This window comes from Streptomyces inhibens, from assembly GCF_003389455.1.
In the GTDB taxonomy this organism is placed as follows: Bacteria; Actinomycetota; Actinomycetes; order Streptomycetales; family Streptomycetaceae; genus Streptomyces; species Streptomyces inhibens.
The window spans coordinates 1-13,074 of the sequence record NZ_QUAC01000153.1 but is presented as its reverse complement, the minus strand read 5'-3'; the positions used below and the strand labels follow the sequence as shown (position 1 = coordinate 13,074).

The 13,074-nt window shown below is 73.5% G+C and carries 8 protein-coding genes and 3 pseudogenes; 4 read left to right on the top strand and 7 right to left on the bottom strand.

What is annotated here, in order from left to right:
* Nucleotides 1-125: 125 nt before the first annotated feature.
* The 3 genes and pseudogenes from DY245_RS19800 to DY245_RS19790 form a co-directional block, all read right to left on the bottom strand.
* Nucleotides 126-1,391: a thiolase family protein gene (locus DY245_RS19800; protein ID WP_128508589.1), complete on the bottom strand. Its 1,266-nt coding sequence runs from the start codon at nucleotides 1,389-1,391 to the stop codon at nucleotides 126-128.
* The gene (locus tag DY245_RS19795; protein WP_128508590.1) at nucleotides 1,388-2,242 is read right to left on the bottom strand and encodes a CoA-transferase subunit beta; all 855 of its coding nucleotides are present in this window, start codon (nucleotides 2,240-2,242) and stop codon (nucleotides 1,388-1,390) included. Before DY245_RS19795 ends, DY245_RS19800 begins: the two co-directional genes overlap by 4 nt.
* A 249-nt stretch (nucleotides 2,243-2,491) precedes the next feature.
* A pseudogene (locus DY245_RS19790) lies at nucleotides 2,492-3,286 on the bottom strand (CoA transferase subunit A); the annotation flags it as partial.
* Nucleotides 3,287-3,496: 210 nt separating this feature from the next.
* Between DY245_RS19790 and DY245_RS19785 the strand changes: the two are divergent.
* On the top strand, nucleotides 3,497-5,290 hold the full coding sequence (locus DY245_RS19785; RefSeq protein ID WP_128508588.1) for an IclR family transcriptional regulator domain-containing protein: 1,794 nt from the start codon (nucleotides 3,497-3,499) through the stop codon (nucleotides 5,288-5,290).
* Nucleotides 5,291-5,294: 4 nt separating this feature from the next.
* Here the strand turns inward: DY245_RS19785 and DY245_RS19780 are convergent, their stop codons facing one another.
* The 3 genes and pseudogenes from DY245_RS19780 to DY245_RS46455 all read right to left on the bottom strand — a co-directional run.
* The gene (locus DY245_RS19780; protein WP_128508587.1) at nucleotides 5,295-6,659 is read right to left on the bottom strand and encodes an MFS transporter; all 1,365 of its coding nucleotides are present in this window, start codon (nucleotides 6,657-6,659) and stop codon (nucleotides 5,295-5,297) included.
* 152 nt (nucleotides 6,660-6,811) lie between these two features.
* Nucleotides 6,812-7,505 (bottom strand): annotated as a pseudogene (locus DY245_RS46460) (YihY/virulence factor BrkB family protein); the annotation flags it as partial.
* 1 nt (nucleotide 7,506) lies between these two features.
* A pseudogene (locus tag DY245_RS46455) lies at nucleotides 7,507-7,931 on the bottom strand (YhjD/YihY/BrkB family envelope integrity protein); the annotation flags it as partial.
* An 18-nt stretch (nucleotides 7,932-7,949) separates the two neighbouring features.
* Here DY245_RS46455 and DY245_RS19770 point away from each other — a divergent pair.
* Nucleotides 7,950-9,596, top strand: a complete 1,647-nt coding sequence (locus tag DY245_RS19770) for an acyl-CoA dehydrogenase family protein (RefSeq protein ID WP_128508586.1) — start codon at nucleotides 7,950-7,952, stop codon at nucleotides 9,594-9,596.
* 154 nt (nucleotides 9,597-9,750) lie between these two features.
* On the opposite strand, the gene DY245_RS19765 is transcribed toward DY245_RS19770, so the two are convergent.
* Entirely contained in the window at nucleotides 9,751-10,200 is a 450-nt protein-coding gene (locus DY245_RS19765) for a hypothetical protein (RefSeq protein ID WP_128508585.1), read from the bottom strand.
* A gap of 274 nt (nucleotides 10,201-10,474) precedes the next feature.
* Here DY245_RS19765 and DY245_RS19760 point away from each other — a divergent pair, with 274 nt between their 5' ends.
* On the top strand, nucleotides 10,475-11,764 hold the full coding sequence (locus DY245_RS19760) for a helix-turn-helix domain-containing protein (RefSeq protein ID WP_128508584.1): 1,290 nt from the start codon (nucleotides 10,475-10,477) through the stop codon (nucleotides 11,762-11,764).
* Nucleotides 11,765-11,970: 206 nt separating this feature from the next.
* The gene (locus DY245_RS19755) at nucleotides 11,971-12,831 is read left to right on the top strand and encodes an LLM class flavin-dependent oxidoreductase (RefSeq protein WP_128508583.1); all 861 of its coding nucleotides are present in this window, start codon (nucleotides 11,971-11,973) and stop codon (nucleotides 12,829-12,831) included.
* Nucleotides 12,832-13,074 lie beyond the last annotated feature (243 nt).

Genomic DNA, 13,074 nt, shown 5'->3' with positions numbered 1-13,074 from the left:
GGTCGGCGGTCGGCGGTCGGCGGTCGGCGGTCGGCGGTCGGCGGTCGGCGGTCGGCGGTCGGCGGTCGGCGGTCGGCGGTCGGGCTGTGGCCGGCATACGGGCGGTGGCCGGCAGAGGTGTGGTGCTACCTCTCCAGCACCACGGCGAGCCCCTGCCCCACGCCGATGCACAGCGTCGCCAGCCCCGTACCGGACCCGGCGGCCGCCAGTTGGTGGGCGACCGCACCGGTTATCCGAGCCCCGGAGGCGCCGAGCGGGTGGCCGAGGGCGATGGCACCGCCGTACGGGTTGACGATGCCGGGGTCGAGGTCGGGCCAGCCGGCCAGGCAGCCGAGCGCCTGGGCGGCGAACGCCTCGTTCAGCTCGACGGTGTGCAGCGCGTCGAAGCGGCGGCCGGCCTTTTCCAGGGCCAGTTGGGCCGCCTGGACCGGACCGAGCCCGAAGTACTGCGGCTCGATGCCGGTGACCGCGCTGCTGCGGATCCGGGCGAGCGGTTCGCATCCCGAGGCGCGCAGCCCCCGCTCATCCATCAGGAGCAGCGCGGCCGCACCGTCGTTGAGCGGCGAGGAGTTGCCGGCGGTGACGGTGCCTCCCCCCGCCTTCGGCCCAGGGGACTCCCGTCTCTCTTCGCTCGCCTTGCGGAAGACCGGCCGCAGCTTCCCCAGGGCCTGGAGGGAGGTGTCCTCACGGATGCATTCGTCGCGCACCGGGGTCGCTTCACCGGCGCCGTCCGGGGCGGTCGCCCCGTCGCCGTACGGCACCACCTCCGCGTCGAAGGCACCGTCCTTCCAGGCTCGTGCCGCCTTCTCATGGCTGGCCAGCGCATAGGCGTCCTGCTGTTCACGGGTGATGCCGTACCGGTCGGCGATCAGCTCCGCGCCCTCGCCGAGGGCGACGGTCCACTCGTCGGGCATCTTGGGGTTGGTCAGCCGCCAGCCCAGGGTGGTGGAGTGCAGGGTCTGCGGCCCTGCGGGAAAGGCCCGTTCGGGCTTGGGCAGCACCCAGGGCGCGCGGCTCATCGACTCCACCCCGCCGGCGACGGCCACCGAGGCATCGCCGAGCGCGACGGCCCTGGCCGCCTGGATGACGGCCTCCATGCCGGAGCCGCAGAGGCGGTTGACGGTGACGCCGGGCACGGTCACCGGCAGCCCGGCGAGCAGCACCGCCATCCGGGCCACATCGCGGTTCTCCTCGCCCGCGCCGTTGGCGTTGCCCAGGTAGACATCGTCGATGGTGGCCGGATCCAGCCCCGGCGCGCGGTCCACGAGGGCCTTGACGACATGTGCGGCGAGGTCGTCGGGGCGGACGCCGGACAGCGCACCGCCGTATTTGCCGATGGGGGTGCGGACGGCGTCGACGATGTAGACGTCCCGGGGGCGGTCGGTGATCATGAGGCGTCCTTCCGGGAGCCGTGGGCGTCGGGCGTTGCGGTGTCGGGGGTAGCGGTGTCGGGGGTAGCGGTGTCGGGGGCGTCGGGGGCGTCGGGGGTTGCGGCCTTGGAGGTACTGGTCTCGGGGGTGGTTGCCGCCTTCAGGGCGCGCAGGGCGGCGAGTTCGGCATCGGTGGGCGGGGCCGTGACGCCGATCCGGGGGGCCTCCTTGAGGTCCCAGCCGGTGGCCTGCCGCACCTGCTCGACCGTCACCCCCGGGTGCAGATCGGTGAGGACGAGCTCCGCGGTGACCGGGTCGGGGCGCAGCACCCCGAGGTCGGTGATGACCGCGGTCGGGCCGGCGCCGGGCAGCCCGAGCGCCGCGCGGTCCCGGGGACCGCTGCCGTGGCCGAGGGTGGTCACAAAGTCCAGCGCGCCGACGAAGTTACGGCGGCTGTGCCGGAGGACCATCAGCACCTGCCCGCAGTTGGCGGCGATCTCGGGGGCACCGCCCGCGCCGGGCAGTCGCCCCTCGGGCCTGCCGGGGCCGCGCCGGACGACGGTGGTGTTGATGTTGGCGAACCGGTCGACCTGCGCGGCACCGAGGAAGCCGACGTCGATCCGGCCGCCCTGCAGCCAGTAGTTGAACATCTCCGGCACCGACACCACCGAGTCGGCGGTGTCGGCCAGTTCGCCGTCCCCGATGGAGAGCGGCAGCCGGGTCGGCTTGGAGCCGATGGTGCCGGACTCGTAGATGAGCACCAGGTCCGGATTGACGGTGCGGCGGGCGAGGTTGGCGGCCGTACTGGGCAGCCCGATACCGACGAAACAGGTCCGCGCGCCGGCCAGCGCGCGGGCGGCGTTGACCTCCATCAGCTCGTCGGGGGTGCAGTCGGGGACGGGGCGGGGCACCTGGGAGGCGGCCTTGGTGGGGAGGGGCGCCGGGGTGGCGGGGACGGGCGCCGCGGTGGCCGCCTTGGCGGGGGCAGGAGCTCGGGTGGCTGCCCCGGCGCGGACAGGGGCTCGTACGCCGGACACCGCAGCCGCTTCCGCCGCCGGGGCCACCTCGCCGGCTGCCGCCGCCGGGATGATCGCCCGCCGCTCCTCCCCCCGCACCCGGCCCACGCTCTCCTCAAGCCATCGCCCGAACGCCGCCCGGTCCCGCGAAATGCCGTCCCACTCCCGGTAGAAGGCGTTGTCACGGACCGAATACCCGGCCGCGTACGACGGATGGGCGCCGCCCGGGACGACCGCGACCGCATCGACGACCCATGTGGGCAGGACGACGCCGCCGGGACGCGGCTCCAGGGTGTCGACGAGCTCCTCGACGGTGACCAGGACGCGGCGGGCGGCCAGCGCCGCTTCCTTCTGCACACCGGTCAGGCCCCACAGCTGGACATTGCCGGCCTTGTCGGCCTGCTGCGCATGGATGACCGTGACATCCGGGTTGAGGGCGGCGACGGCGGCCAGCTCCTCGCCGGTGAACGGGCAGGTGACGGTGGAGACCGTGGGCGTACGGGCCGGGATGTCGCTGCCGCGGTAGCCGCGCAGCACCGCGAACGGGAGCTTGGCGGCGCCGGCGGCATAGCGGTTGGCCATCCCGGCGTGGCTGTGTTCGTCGGTCTCCAGCGGGGCCGGCCAGCCGTTCTCGACCGCGTCCCGGAAGCGGTGCAGCGAGCCGACGCCCGGGTTGCCGCCCCAGGAGAAGACCAGCTTGCGCGCCGTACCCGCGCCGATCAGCTGGTCGTAGACCACGTCCGGGGTCATCCGGGCGAGCGTGAGGCCCTTGACGCCCTGACGGATGATCTCGTGCGCCGCGGCGAACGGGATGAGGTGGGTGAACCCCTCCAGCGCCACGGTGTCTCCGTCATGGATCAGCTCCGCGACGGCATCGTGCAGGGAACGGATGTCGGCCATGTCCTCGCCCTCGGGTCGTACCGGGGCGTGGTCCCGCGGACCGCCCCGCACCATCTCGTTCAACTAGGTCAACCGGTGCAACACGTCGAGTTGTTCGCACAGTGAACTTAAGTTCATAATCGAACTGCCTTGAGTTTGGACCCCGTCCCCGGCCCTGTCAACGGTCCGCCGGGTACGGTTCCGACGAGATCGCCGCACGATGGAGAGGCCATGACCCGTTCCGCCCCCACCGCCCCGTCATCGCCGACTCCGCCACCACCGGAAGCGGTGGGGCCGCTGATGCGCAGCCTGTCCGTGCTGCGGGAGCTGGCGGTCGGCGGCGGCCGGCAGTCCGTCGGCGACCTGGTACGCCTCACCGGCCTCGCCCGCTCCACGGTGGACCGCGTGCTGAGCACCCTCGCCCGGCTCGGCTACGTACGGATCGAGGGCCGGGACGCGGTGCTCGCACCGCGCCTGCTGGAGCTCGGCAACGCCTATCTCGCCGCCTCCGAACTCCCCGACCGGCTCGGCCCGCTCGCCGACCGGCTGGCCGACGAGCTCGACGAGTCGGTCTCGCTCGCGGTACCGGACGGCGACGGCGTGCGCTTCGTCCATCAGGCGACCCGCCGCCGCGCCATGTCGCTCGCCTTCCGCATCGGCGATCTGCTGCCCGCCGAGCGGGGCGCGCCGGGCGCGCTGTTCGCGGACCGGTGGGACGCGGCGGACTGGCAGCGCTGGCGGCTGCGCCGCGCGGCCGACCCCACGGACGCCGGATTCCCCGCCGTACCACCACGCCCCGCCGCCGACCGGCCCCTCGCCCACCGGACCCCTGACACCTCGACCCGTGGCACCTCGACCCGTGACACCGCGGCCCACGACGCGTCGGCTGCTGACACCTCGGCCGCCGACTTCGAAGCCCGGGTGGCCGCCGCGCGCACCGCCGGCTGGTCGCTGGACGACCAGCTCATCGAGCCGGGCCTGGTCGCGGTGGCCGTGCCGGTCCGGGACGCTTCCGGGCGCACGGTCTGTGCGCTCAGCGTCGTCAGCCACACCAGCCGGCTGAGCGCGGCCGAACTGCCGGACGCGGTACTCCCCCGGCTCCGCGAGACGGTCTCCGCCATGGAGTACGCCCTCAGCGCACCCCAGGACGGACCGCCCGCCGCCACCACCGCCTCCGATGCGGCCCCGGGCCCGGCCCACCCCGCCCATGCCGGCTGGATGCGGGCGTCGAAGCAGGAGCTGGGCCCCGAGTTCGTCGAATCGTTGGCCCGCGGGCTGATCACCCTCACCGCCTTCGGCGCCGGCCGCGCCGAACTCCCGCTCACCGCCGTGGCGGAGGCCACCGGACTGGCCCGCGCCACCGCCCGCCGGGCCCTGATCACCCTGGAACACCTGGGCTATATCGCCACCGACGGCAAACTCTTCCGCCTGACGCCGAAGGTGCTGGAGCTGGGCTTCGCGCACCTCTCCGGCCTGACGCTGCCCGCCATCGCGCAGCCCCATCTGGCCACGCTGGTCGAGCGGGTGCACGACTCCGCCTCGATGGCGATCCTCTCCGGCGACGACATCCAGTACGTCGCACGGGTCCCCACCGTACGGATCATGAGCGTCAACATCACCCTGGGCACCCGCTTCCCCGCGTACCCCACCTCGATGGGCCGGGTCCTGCTCGCCGGTCTGCCCCCGGCCGAGCTGTCCGCCCGACTCGCCCTCACCGACCTGAGGCCGCTCACCCGGCACACGGTGACCGACCCCGACCGCCTGATCGCCCTCGTGGAAGGGGTGCGCGCCGACGGCTACGCCCTGGTCGACGAGGAACTGGAGGAGGGCCTGCGCTCCCTCGCCGTCCCCGTGCACGACCGCACCGGCCGGGTGGTCTCCGCCGTCAACGTCTCCACCCACGCGGGCCGTTGCAGCCCCGACGAGGCCCGCGAGACCCTCCTCCCCGCCCTCCGCGCCACCGCCGCCGCCATCGAGGCCGACCTGTATGTCGCGGGGCGGTACGCCCGGATTCCGGCGCTGTGAACGCTCATGACTCGGCGCCGACCGGCGCCGGTGCCGCGGGGGCCGGACGGCCGATGCGGCGTGCGAGCGGGACCAGGCCGATGGCGAGCGCGCCCAGCAGACCGGCCAACGCGAAGGCGGTGAAGCCGAGTTGGTCGTTGCCACCGGCGGCGAGGGTGCCGCCGAGCCAGGGGCCGACCACCGCGCCGGTGCGGCCGATGCCGGTCACCCAGCCGATGCCGGTGGCGCGTTCGGCGGCCGGATAGACGCGGTCGGCGGCGGCGTAGACCATCACCTGGGCGCTGAAGAGCCAGACACCGGTGACGGCGACGACGACGTAGGTGAGGGCGAGCGGCAGATGCGTGCCCAGGAGCAGCGCGCCGGCGGCGGTGAGCAGGAACCAGAGGGCGGAGACCTTGACCGGGCCGTAGCGGTCGGCGGTGCGGCCGGCGATCAGCATGCCGACGATGCCGCCCGCGTTGATGATGAGCAGGAAGCTGACCGAGGACGTGAGGCCGTATCCGGAGGCGCGCATCATCTGCGGCAGCCAGGTGCTGACGCCGTAGACCAGGAGCAGACCGCAGAACGAGGCGAGCCACAGGAGCGGGGTCGCCCAGCGTGCGCCGGGGCGGAAGAGGGCGAGGACCGCGGCCAGCCGCCCCTTGGCGCCCTGGGTCGGCGCGTCGGCGGGTACCGGGCGGGCCATGGCGTAGCGGTCGGCGACCGCGGCGGCCTCGGCGGTACGGCCCTTGGCGAGCAGCACGCCCGGGGATTCCGGCAGCAGCCGCAGCAGCAGCGGGGCGGCGACCACCGCGGGCAGCACACCGGCCCAGAAGACCCAGCGCCAGCCGAACGCGGGGGCGAGCGTGAGGCCCAGGCCCGTGGCGAACATGCCGCCCGCGTGATACGAGGTCATCAGCAGCCCGGTGGCCAGCGCGGCCCGGCGCGGCGGGGCGAACTCCATCACCATCGACAGGCAGATGGGCATCAGACCGCCGAGGCCGAGGCCGGCGAGGAACCGTCCGGCGCCGAACGGCCCGGGTGAGCCGGACAGCGCGCAGACCGCGGACCCGGCGGAGAACAGCAGCACGCTGGTGACCAGGACCGGGCGGCGGCCCAGCCAGTCGGTGAGGGTGCCGGTGCCGAGGGCGCCGATCAGCATGCCGAAGGTGGTCCAGCTGCCGATCGTGCCGGCGGTGCCCGGGGTGAGGCCGAGGCCGGGGTCGTCGAGCATGTGCGGCATGACGGCGCCGTAGACGTTGACGTCCATGCCGTCGAAGAAGACGGCCAGCCAGCACAGCGCCAGGACGGGTGCGACGGAGCGGAAGGTATGGCGGCGGCCGGGGGCGGCGGCCGCGCCGGGGGCGGGCGGAGAACCGGGGTTGGACATGGGGACCTCGGATTCACGATTCGCGGAGTGCCGATCCGGCACCGGGTGCGCATGGCGCCCAGCTGAAGTTCGCCTGGTGAACTTTCGTTCGCGAAGTGGACGGCAGGATCATCTGCCCGAGTCCCGAGGCTGTCAATGGTTTGCGCGCGTCTTCAGTCGTCGCGCTTGCCGCCGGCGCCGTGGCCATCGCCGTCGCCACGGGCGTCGCCGCGGCCGTCGCCCTCGCCGCGCTCATCGCCGTCCGCCGAGGCGTCGCCCTCCTCGCCGGCGCCCGCCTTCGCCCGCGACCGCCGGGCGATCTCCTCGCGCGCCGCGGCGGTGGCGACCGACGGCCACACCCGGTCGAGCGAGGCATTCATCGCGGCCCCGACCAGCACCGCGAAGGCGGACACCCCGATCCACAGCAGTACGGCGACCGGCGCCGCCAACGAGCCGTAGATCGTGGGCCCCTCGACCGTCGAAGTGAGATAGAGCCGCAGCAGAAAGCTGCCGAGCACCCAGATGCCGAGCGCGACCACCGCGCCGGGAATGTCCTCCGGCCAGGGCGAACGGACGGGCACCGACACGTGGTAGAGCGTGGTCAGGAAGGCGACCGACAAAATCAGGACGACCGGCCAGTACAGCGCCCGGATGATGTGCTCGCTGCCCGGCAGCCAGCTCACGACGGTGTCGGGGCCGGCCACCATCAGCGGCAGCGCGACGGCACCGACGACCAGCGCGGCCAGGTACAGCGCGAACGACAGCAGCCGCGTCTTGACGATGCCGCGCCGCCCGTCGAGGCCGTACATGATCGTGATGGTGTCGACAAAGACGTTCATCGCCCGGGAACCGGACCACAGGGCGATGNAAGACGTTCATCGCCCGGGAACCGGACCACAGGGCGATGGCGAAGCCGATGGAGATGACGTCCGGGCGGCGGCCGGTGAACACATCGTTCAGCAGCGGCCGGGCGATCTCGGCCACGCCCTTTTCGGACAGCACGGTGCCGGCGGCGCCGAGGATGTGCTGCCGCACTCTGTCGATGGTGTCGTGCCCGATCCAGGCGTCCGTATAGCCCAGCGCACCGAGCAGTCCGAGGATCAGCGGCGGCAGCGACAGCAGACACCAGAACGCCGCCTCCGCGGCCAGACCGGTGACGCGGTAGCGCATGCAGGAGTTGACGATGTCCTTGAGCAGCAGCCAGGCCAGCCGACGCTTGGAAACATTGCGGTAGAGGACGCGGGCCCTGGTCAGACGGCCCGCGCGCTCGGTTGATTCGTTTGCCGGCTGCACCTCCTTACCGTATCTGGCATGGCAGCCACCACTCACACGGTCACGAACCAGCCCCCGCCGCTGGTCGGATACGACGTCTTCGCCGGCGACCCGGCACTCACCGAAGGCATCACGCGGTATGTCGCCGACATCCGTCTCGACGAGGTACGGGAGGAATTGGGCAGGCTGGGGCAGGCGGCCGGCTCGGCGCACGCCCAGCGCTGGGGCGAGCAGGCGAATACGCATCCACCGGTCCTGCGCACCCACGACCGCTACGGCCATCGCATCGACGAGGTGGAGTTCCACCCAGCCTGGCACCGGCTCCTCGGGCACGCCGTCTCGGCCGGCCTGACCGACGCCTGGTCCCGGCCGGACGGCCATGTCCGCCGTACCGCCGGCTTCCTCGTATGGACCCAGGCCGAGGCGGGGCACGGCTGCCCGCTGTCGATGACCCATGCGGCGGTGCCCGCGCTGCGCGCCGAGCCGGAGCTGGCGGCCGAGTGGGAGCCGCTGCTGACCTCGCGGATCTACAAGCGGGAGCTGCGGCCGGTCGCCGAGAAGGGGGGTGCGCTGGCGGGCATGGCGATGACGGAGAAACAGGGCGGCAGCGACGTACGGGCCAATACGACGCGCGCCGAGCCGCTGGCCGCACCCGGCGAATACGTACTGACCGGGCACAAGTGGTTCTGTTCGGCGCCGATGTCGGACGCCTTCCTGGTGCTGGCCCAGGCGCCCGGAGGGCTCACCTGCTTTCTGCTGCCACGGGTGCTGCCGGACGGCAGCCGTAACGCCTTCCGTATCCAGCGGCTCAAGGACAAGCTCGGCAACCGCTCGAACGCCTCGGCGGAGGTCGAGTTCGACGGGCAGAGCTGGGCGCGCCGGGTCGGCGAGGAGGGGCGCGGGGTGGCGACGATCATCGAGATGGTCGCGGCGACCCGGCTGGACTGTGTCAGCGCGTCGGCCGCGGTGATGCGGCAGGCGGTCACCCAGGCGCTGCACCACGCCGCGTACCGGGAGGCGTTCGGCGACCGGCTGATCGACAAGCCGCTGATGCGCAATGTGCTGGCCGATCTGGCCCTGGAGTCGGAGGCGGCGACCACGCTCGCGCTGCGGCTGGCGGCGGCGTACGACGGCGGCACCGAGCAGGACCAGCACTTTCTGCGGCTGGCCATCCCGACGGCGAAGTACTGGGTGACCAAGCGGTGCACACCGGCGGTGGCCGAGGCGCTGGAGTGTCTGGGCGGCAACGGCTATGTCGAGGAGTCGGGGCTGCCGCGGCTGCTGCGCGAGGCGCCGCTCAACTCGATCTGGGAGGGCTCCGGCAACGTCCAGGCGCTGGACGTCCTGCGGGCCCTGCGCCGCGAACCCGATGCGCTGAACGCCTTTCTGACCGAGATCGGTACGGCGCGCGGCGCGGACCACCGGCTGGACCGCGCGATCCGGGGGATGCTCACCGAACTCGCCGATCTGGAGGGCATCGAGGCCCGGGCCCGGCGCCTGGTGGAGCGGATGGCGCTGGTGCTCCAGGGCTCGCTGCTGGTGCGCCACGCACCGCCCGAGGTCGCGGACGCGTTCTGCGCCTCCCGTCTCGGCGGCGACGCGGGCGCGGCGTTCGGGACGCTGCCGCACACGCTGGATCTTGCGGCGATCGTGGCGCGGGCGCGGCCGGTGGTGGAGGAGGGCTGACGGCGGCAGCGGCCCCGGCCCGGAGGGGTCATCGGCGCGGCGGCGGCTCCCCGTCGCCTCGGGCCAATGCCTCGCGAGGGGACGGGGACAGGGGGTTACCGCCGCCGCGCCGGTCAGGGAGCGGTGCCGCGCCGACTCGGCGCCGCTCCCGGTATCAGGGGCCGCTGGGGCCTGTTCGCCAGGGCAGGTCCGGCGGGTCCGGTGGGTCCGGCACGGTGCGCCCGCGCAGCGCCGCGTCGATGGCCACGATGATCTCGCCGTCCGGTGTGTCCGGCAGGAAGGTGACCAGCACCCCGCGCGCCTCGTAGTAGCGCAGCACACGGCAGGCCTCGTCCGCGCCGGTCCACTCCTCCCCGCGCAGCACCACGACGAGGTCGGCGAAGGCGAGCGCGGGCAGCAGACCGCCGACGCCGGCCGCCCGGTCCAGCAGGCGCGGGGTGCTGTCGATGACATAGCCGTCGACAGGCAGCGGCTGACGTCTGATCAGGACGTCGACCGCGGGCAGCCGGGGCACCCCGTAGTGGTCCGCGAGCCGTGCGGCACGCGCGATTCGTACCCCCTCGCTCGCTCCGATCAGCACCACACGCGCAGCAGCGGCCACCATGGTGAGCCCCCTCCCACACCGTGCCGATGTCGCGCGCGGCGGCCGATGGAATCCCCGGCGACAACCGGCGGGTACTCCGACGGGTGACCGGCGAGCCCGCGGTGGCGAGACGCCATCGGCCGCTCGCACCAGATTCCCCGTACGCGTCATAGGCCACAACGGTTGCAGTCCGTTGCAGTTCATCCCGGCCGATCTGGACAATGGCGCCTCCAGGACGGCCTGGTGACGGCACGATGGGCAGCGACCGGGCGACAGTGGCACAACGGAGAGCAGCGTGAGCGACAGACCGATCGACAGCGCCATCTGGTCGGCCCGGGACATCCGCGCGACCACCCGTCGCCTCGCCACGGCCCACGAGGCCGCGCTGTCGGGCGAGCCGCCGCCCGACCCGCCGCTGGACGCACCACGCGCGGTCATCGGCGAATCCTGGCGCCGGGTACTGATCTCCGGCGTGGACCCGGACCGCGATCAGCCCCAACACCTGCTGTCCGTGGCGGAGTTGGAGCACCGTCGGCAGAAATCCCAGCTGACGGCGGTGCTGCCGGTGCTCAACGAGGGGCTGCTGGCGGCCGCCGACGCCGCACAGCAGATCATGGTCGTCACCGATGCCGAGGGCCGGGTGCTGTGGCGGGAGGGCAGTGCGCCGGTCCGGCGGATGGCCGACCGGCTCGGCTTCGACAAGGGCGCCGACTGGACGGAGGAGGTCGTCGGCACCAACGCCATCGGCACCGCCCTGGTGGCCCGGCGCCCCGTGCTGGTGCACTCCGCCGAGCATTTCGTCCGCAGCCACCACCAGTGGACCTGTGCGGCGGCACCGCTCCACGACCCGCGCGACGGGCGTCTGTTGGGCACCGTGGACGTCAGCGGTCCGGCGCACACCTTCCACCCCACGACGCTCTCGCTGGTGTCCGCGGTCGCCCGGCTCGCGGAGGGCGAGCTGCGTACCCGCCATCACGCGTCCCTGGAGCGGCTGCGGTCGAGCGCGGCGCCGGTGCTGGCGCGGATCGGCGGACGGGCGCTGGCCGTCGACCCGAGCGGCTGGACCGTGGGCGTGACGGGGATGACCCCGCCGGAGCGGGTGGCGCTGCCCAAGGCGCCCGCGGCCGGGCCGCTGTGGCTGCCGCGGTACGGCATGTGCACCCTGGAGCCGCTGCCCGGCGGCTGGCTGATCCGCGTCGGCCGGCCGGAGCGGGACGTGGGGCCGGGCCGGGTGGTGCTGGATGTCAGCGGGCGCGACGGCTCGACGGTCACCGTCAGCGGGCCGGCCGGCAGCTGGTCGCACGAGCTGACCCCGCGCCATGCCGAGCTGCTGTTCGTGCTCGCCGCGCATCCGCAGGGCCGCACCGCCGCCGAACTCGCCCAGGACCTGTTCGGGGACGGCAGCCGTACGGTCACGGTGCGCGCCGAGCTGTCCCGGCTGCGCCGCCATCTCGCGGGCGTACTGGCGCACCGGCCGTACCGCTTCGCCGACGGGGTGGAGGTGGAGCTTCGGCTGCCGCCGCGGCCCGCGCTGCTGCTGCCGCAGTCGTCGGCGCCGGCGGTGGCGGCGGCGCGGCGGGGGTGAGCGCCCTTCGGGGTACGGGGCAGAAATAAATGCGGTGCGGGCGCGCATCCCGTTCTCGTAGGGTGGCCGCACTCTGAGGACAGCTCTCCAGAAGGACGTCGCAGAACGGGAGCAGCCCGCGCGTACGGCACGCGCGTGGTCAAACGAGTGGGCGACACGACAATCCGTGCTCACGCATGCCCACATGCTCTTCTGGAGGACTCTCCATGTCCGTAGGCCTTGGCCTTCCCATCGGCGACCCCGCACAGCTGCTGAGCTGGGCCCGGCGCGCCGAAGCCGCCCCGTTCACCACCGTCGCCCTGCTCGACCGGCTGGTGTTCGGCAACCCCGAGCCGCTGATCACCCTGGCCACCCTGGCCGGCGCCACCTCCCGGATCCGGCTGCAGACCGAGGTGCTGCTCGCCCCGCTGCACCGCACCACGCTCCTCGCCAAGCAGGCCGCCACGCTCGATCTGCTCTCCGGCTCCCGTTTCACCCTCGGCATCGGCATCGGCGGACGCGTCGACGACTACCTGGCCACCGGTGTCGATGTCCGCACCCGCGGCCGCCGGCTGGATGAGCAGATGGCCACCCTGCGGCACATCTGGTCCGGTGAGCCGCTCTCCGAGGACATCGGCCCGATCGGCCCCGCCCCCGCCCGGCCCGGTGGGCCCGAGGTGCTGTTCGGCGGCTTCGTGCCCGCCGTGGTGGAGCGCGTCGCCCGCTGGGGCGACGGCTTCCTGGGCGCCGCGCTGCCGCCCCGGCAGATGGACGGGATGTTCCGCCGGGTGGAGACGGCCTGGTCCCTGGCCGGCCGTACGGGCCGGCCGCGGCTGCTGGCCCAGGTCAATGTGGCCCTCGGTCCGGAGGCGACCCTCGACCGCGCCCGCCAGGAGCTGCGCGCGTACTACCAGCCGGCCGACTTCACCGAACACGTCGTGAAGGGGCTGCTCACCACCCCGGCGCAGATCCGCGAGGCGGTGGCCGCGTACCGGGCGATCGGCGCGGACGAGGTGATGCTCTACTGCTGGTCCCCGGACCCGGACCAGGTCGAGCGGCTCGCCGACGCGGTGTCCGGCGCGGAGTAACCGCCGCACCGCGCCGGGTCGCATGTATGAATCCTGCCCGCGCCATTGTGGCGCGGGCAGGCCGCCTCTACGCTCCAACGGACCTTCAGCTGAACTGTGTTCATATGGGCGAACCAGTTCCCTGGCTGACCCGGTGACAACAGGTAACCCACCGAAGGGGGCCTGCCATGCGTGGAGGATTCCGATGGCGGCCGGCCGCGGTCGCCCTGACCGCCGCCGCGGCCGCGCTCACCGCAGCGCTGC